The organism is Streptomyces mesophilus (assembly GCF_040300965.1).
GTDB classification, from domain to species: domain Bacteria; phylum Actinomycetota; class Actinomycetes; order Streptomycetales; family Streptomycetaceae; genus Streptomyces; species Streptomyces mesophilus_A.
Map to the genome: position 1 here is coordinate 1 of NZ_JBEPEW010000272.1, position 4,772 is coordinate 4,772.

General features: G+C 71.5%; 4 protein-coding genes and 1 pseudogene. 3 read left to right on the top strand and 2 right to left on the bottom strand.

The annotated features are described in order from the left end of the window. Positions 1 to 442 (bottom strand): annotated as a pseudogene (locus ABT367_RS40625) (hypothetical protein); the annotation flags it as partial. 211 nt (positions 443 to 653) lie between these two features. On the opposite strand from ABT367_RS40625, the gene ABT367_RS40630 reads away from it, so the two are divergent. Further along, positions 654 to 2,732: an MDR family MFS transporter gene (locus ABT367_RS40630; RefSeq protein ID WP_352258912.1), complete on the top strand. Its 2,079-nt coding sequence runs from the start codon at positions 654 to 656 to the stop codon at positions 2,730 to 2,732. A gap of 53 nt (positions 2,733 to 2,785) precedes the next feature. Here ABT367_RS40630 and ABT367_RS40635 read toward each other — a convergent pair whose 3' ends face one another. Next, positions 2,786 to 3,298 (bottom strand): GNAT family N-acetyltransferase, encoded by a 513-nt coding sequence (locus ABT367_RS40635; RefSeq protein ID WP_352258919.1) that lies wholly within the window; start codon positions 3,296 to 3,298, stop codon positions 2,786 to 2,788. A 94-nt stretch (positions 3,299 to 3,392) separates the two neighbouring features. Between ABT367_RS40635 and ABT367_RS40640 the strand changes: the two genes are divergently transcribed. Together ABT367_RS40640 and ABT367_RS40645 are read left to right on the top strand one after the other, a co-directional pair. After that, positions 3,393 to 4,154, top strand: a complete 762-nt coding sequence (locus ABT367_RS40640) for a hypothetical protein (RefSeq protein ID WP_352258914.1) — start codon at positions 3,393 to 3,395, stop codon at positions 4,152 to 4,154. A gap of 7 nt (positions 4,155 to 4,161) precedes the next feature. After that, entirely contained in the window at positions 4,162 to 4,647 is a 486-nt protein-coding gene (locus tag ABT367_RS40645; RefSeq protein ID WP_352258915.1) for a hypothetical protein, read from the top strand. Positions 4,648 to 4,772 lie beyond the last annotated feature (125 nt).

A 4,772-nucleotide genomic window follows, 5' to 3' on the forward strand; every position in this document is an offset into this window, starting at 1 on the left:
CCGCGGCCCCGCAGACCGCGAGCAGCGCGGTACGGGGACGCCGGCGGCGGTCCCGGGACCCGCCCCGTACGGCCGAGTGCCCGGGCCTGACGGGCGGCGTCGCGCGTTCCAGCTCGACCTCGTACCCGGCATCGCTCCCGTACCCGGCTTCACTTCCGTACCCGGCTTCAGTTCCGCCGGGCACGAAGCGGTCCACGTCCGCCGCACGGGGTTCGCGTACCGCGGGCGGCGCCGCCGCCTCGTAGACCACCGGCAGCCTGGCCGTATCGTCCGTGGCCTCGGCTTCCGGCGACAGCGACACATAGGGCCGTATGCGCAGCGGATCGAAGTCCTCCGAAGCCGCCACGTCCGCCGCCGCGTCCGCGGACCGCCCGTCGCGCAGCGCGTCGGCCGCACGCTGCGCGCAGCCGCACCGCGGTGCACCGCTTCTGTCCCTGGGCACACCGCACTCAGGGCACGTCATTCCGCTCACCGCTGGGGTCCCCTCCCTAGAGCTCCCAGCGATTATGCAGCTCCCGCCGCACCAGGCCCAGCGACCCCACCCCCTGAGCCCTCCCCCAACAGGCCATAACAGCCCATCCCGACCAGGATGGAATCAGACGCACCAGTCGGATCCGGTGCCGGGCGCCGGCCGCGGCAGCAAGGAGATGTCGATGGCCCAGGACATGAGCGACGCGGGCACACCCGCCGTGGCCGTGCCCGGCGCGGGACATCCGCCCGGTACGGGACAAACACAGCGCAGCGTCATGGTGTCCATCGGGGCGCTGCTGCTCGGCATGCTGCTCGCGGCACTCGACCAGACCATCGTCTCGACCGCGCTGCCGACGATCGTCAGCGACCTCGGCGGTATGCAGCACCTGTCCTGGGTGGTCACCGCGTACATGCTGGCCTCCACCGCCGCGACACCCCTGTGGGGCAAGCTCGGCGACCTCTACGGACGCAAGAAGCTCTTCCAGACCGCGATCGTGATCTTCCTGATCGGTTCGGCGCTGTGCGGTATCGCGCAGAACATGCCGCAGCTGATCGGCTTCCGCGCCCTGCAGGGCCTGGGCGGCGGCGGTCTGATGGTGCTGTCGATGGCGATCGTCGGCGATATCGTCTCGCCGCGCGACCGCGGCAAGTACCAGGGCCTGTTCGGCGCCGTCTTCGGCGCGACCAGCGTGCTCGGACCGCTGCTCGGCGGCCTGTTCGTGGACCATCTGAGCTGGCGCTGGGTCTTCTACATCAACCTGCCGATCGGCGTCGTCGCGCTCCTGGTGATCGCGGCCGCGCTGCACATCCCGCACACCGTACGGCCGCACAAGATCGACTACCTGGGTACGTTCCTGATCGCCTCGGTCGCCACCTGCCTGGTCCTCGTCGCCTCGCTCGGCGGCACCACCTGGGCCTGGGGCTCGGCGCAGATCATCGGCCTCGCGGCGCTCGGCGCCGTACTGCTCGCGGCGTTCATCGCGGTGGAGCGCAAGGCGGTCGAGCCGGTGCTCCCGCTGAAGCTGTTCAAGATCCGCACGTTCACGCTGTCGGCGGCGATCAGCTTCGTCGTGGGCTTCGCGATGTTCGGCGCGATGACCTATCTGCCGACGTTCCTGCAGGTCGTCAAGGGCGTCTCGCCGACCATGTCCGGTGTGCACATGCTGCCGATGGTCTTCGGCCTGCTCCTGTCCTCGACGATCTCGGGCCAGATCGTCTCCCGTACGGGCCGCTGGAAGATCTTCCCCATCGCCGGCACCGCGGTCACCTCGGTCGGCCTGCTGCTCCTGCACCAGCTGAAGGAGACCACCGGCACCTGGGAGATGAACGCGTACTTCTTCGTCTTCGGCCTCGGTCTCGGCCTGGTCATGCAGGTCCTGGTCCTGATCGTGCAGAACGCCGTCCGTTACGAGGACCTCGGCGTCGCCACGTCCGGCGCGACCTTCTTCCGCTCGATCGGCGCCTCGTTCGGTGTGGCGATCTTCGGCACCCTCTTCACCAACCGGCTCGACGGCAAGCTCAGTGACGCCCTGGCCGGCCAGACCCTGCCCGGCGGACTCACCGTCAAGAGCCTGGAGGACGACCCGCGCACCATCGCGCAGCTCCCCCCGGACCTGCAGGGCGCGGCGCTGCACAGCTACTCGTCCGCGATCACGGACGTCTTCCTGTACGCGGTGCCGGTGGCGCTCGTCGCGTTCGCGCTGTCGTTCCTGCTGCGCGAGGACAAGCTGCGCGGTTCGGTGACCGCACCCGAGATCACCGAGACGCTCGCCAGCAACCCGGTCGAGCGCTCCTCGCGCGACGAGGTGCACCGGGCGCTGTCGGTACTCGGCACGCGGCAGGGCCGCCGGGAGATCTACCAGAAGATCACCGCGAGGGCCGGTTACGACCTGCTGCCCGCGGCCAGCTGGATGCTCCTGCGCATCCAGCGCTTCGGCCACACCGAGCCCGCGGTGCTCGCCGAGAACACCACGGTGCCGCTCGCCCGGATCCAGGCCGCGGCCCGTCAGCTGGAGGAGCGCAAGCTCGCCGCCCGCGAGGGCATGCGGCTCGTGTTCACACCCGAGGGCCGCGAGGTCGCCGCCAAGCTCGGCAAGGCCCGCGAGGAGTCCCTCGCGGAACTCCTCGGCGACTGGTGGGGGCCGGACCGGACCACCGACCTGGTCCGCCTGGTCGAGGAGCTGAGCACCGAGCTTTCGGGCTCGGACGCGGAGACGCCTGGTGTGGGCGGGGTGCCGCGGGATCACGCGGCGCGGGCTTAGGGGCTTCGCCTCCTACAGGGACTTCGTCGCTTACGGGGCGATCGGCTCCCTGGTCAGGAGCCGGCCAGCTCCTTGCCGTACCAAATCTCCTGGTACGCCCCGGAGTTGTACGCCGGGATCTCCGCGAACCCCCGCTTCGCGTACAGCTTCCGCGCCTCGATCAGATCGAGCCGCGTATCGAGGACGAGCCGTCGCGCACCGAACGCGCGGGCGGCCTCCTCGGCGGCGTCCATCAGTGCCCCCGCGCCGCCCTTGCCGCGTACCGACGGGAGCAGGAAGACGCGCTTGAGCTCGCAGGTCGTGGCGTCGAGCCGCCGTACGCCCGCGGTGCCCACCGGTTCACCGCGCAGGCGCGCGACCAGCAGCACCCCGTCCGGTCCGCGCAGACCCTCCCCCGTCTCCTCGGCGATCCCCCGCTCCAGTACGTCCGGTTCGGTCGGTCGGCCGGTCTCCTTCAGATACCAGCGGTCGCTGACCTCGGTGTAGTACGCCCGCCACAGTGCGGCGGCGGCGGAGGAATCGACGGCTTCAGGGGTAACGGTCCAGGCAGTGCTCACGCGCGCCATCATCCGCTGCCGGTCACGGGGTGCGCATCGGGTTTTCCTCTGCGTGTCCGGGCTACTCGGCAACGCGACAGCCCCTCATGACAGGAGCGCGACCATGTCCGCAGTTGTGACCGTCATAGTGATCGTGGCCGCAGTGGCGCTGATCGCCGGCGCGGTGTTCCTGGTGACACGCAGGGCGGGTGGCGGCGGCCGGAGTCTGGAGCGCCGTTTCGGACCGGAGTACGAGCGGACGGTCGCCCGCCACGACGGCGACACCAGGGCCGCCGAACGGGAACTCGACGAGCGCGTCAAGCAGCACGGCTCCCTCACGCCGAAGCCGCTCGCGAGCGGGGAGCAGGAGCGGTACGAGACCCGCTGGGCCAGGGCGCAGGAGCGGTTCGTGGAGTCGCCGCGCGAGGCGGTGGCCGAAGTCGACGCCCTCATCGCCGAGTTGGCGGCCGAGCGCGGCTATCCGGGCCGCGAGCGCTATGAGGAGCAGCTCTCCGCGCTGTCGGTGCATCACGCGTACCAGGTGCAGGGCTACCGCAGGGTGCACGCGGCGGCGCACGGGAACGGCGAGGCCGGTACCGAGTCGCTGCGGGAGGCGATGGTCGAGGCGCGGGCCCTGTTCCACGAGTTGCTCCGCACTTCCGACGGCCGGCGCGGGCGCGGCGGAACGGAGCCCGAGCGGCGCCCGCAGTCCGCGATCATGCCGGGCCGCAGGAAGCACACGGGCGAGGAAAAGCGCACGGGCGACGAGAAGCACACGGGTGAGAAGGACCGGACGCACGCGAAGGGCGAGCCGGGAGCGCACTCGGGGCGGACCCGGGTGGGGCCGGCCGGGATATTCAACCGGCATCGGGCGAAGGAGAGTTGAGGCCGTGATGGGCGACCGGATGCACACGGGCAGTGAGCGGGTCGGCGAACAGAAGCACACGGGCGACGAGCGAGCCGGCGAGCAGAAGCACACCGGCAGCGAGCGGATCGGCGAACGGATCGGCGAACAGAAGCACACCGGCAGCGAGCGGGCGCGCACGGGCGACGACCGGGCGCACGCGAAGGGCCGCGGCCTGCTGGGCCGGGACGACCGGGACCAGTGGGAGCGGCGGCTGCAGCACGCCGTGAACGGGTTCGTCGACGCCCCGCGCGACTCCGTGCGGGAGGCGGACAAGGTGGTGGAGGAGGCGACGGCGCGCCTCACGGAACTCCTCGCGGAGCGCCGCCGGTCACTGCGCACGTCCTGGTCCTCGGGACCGGACGAGGGCACGGAGCCCGGCGCCCCGGCCGACGGGGCGACCGCCGACACCGAGCAGCTGCGGCTCGCCCTGCGCGACTACCGCGAACTCGCCGAGCGGCTCCTCGGAGTCTGAGGAGTCTGAGGAACCTGAGGGATCCGAGGAGTCCGACCGGCATACGAAGGGTGGGGTGGGGGGGGGGGTGGGGGGGGGCGGCGGCCCGGCCCCGACGCGCGACACCCGCCTGGGGCACACAGAGA

Bases quoted from the DNA above. Each gene is read 5' to 3' on its own strand.
- ABT367_RS40630 (WP_352258912.1), top strand. From the start codon at position 654: ATGGCCCAGGACATGAGCGACGCGGGCACACCCGCCGTGGCCGTGCCC.
- ABT367_RS40635 (WP_352258919.1), bottom strand. From the start codon at position 3,298: ATGGCGCGCGTGAGCACTGCCTGGACCGTTACCCCTGAAGCCGTCGAT.
- ABT367_RS40640 (WP_352258914.1), top strand. From the start codon at position 3,393: ATGTCCGCAGTTGTGACCGTCATAGTGATCGTGGCCGCAGTGGCGCTG.
- ABT367_RS40645 (WP_352258915.1), top strand. From the start codon at position 4,162: ATGGGCGACCGGATGCACACGGGCAGTGAGCGGGTCGGCGAACAGAAG.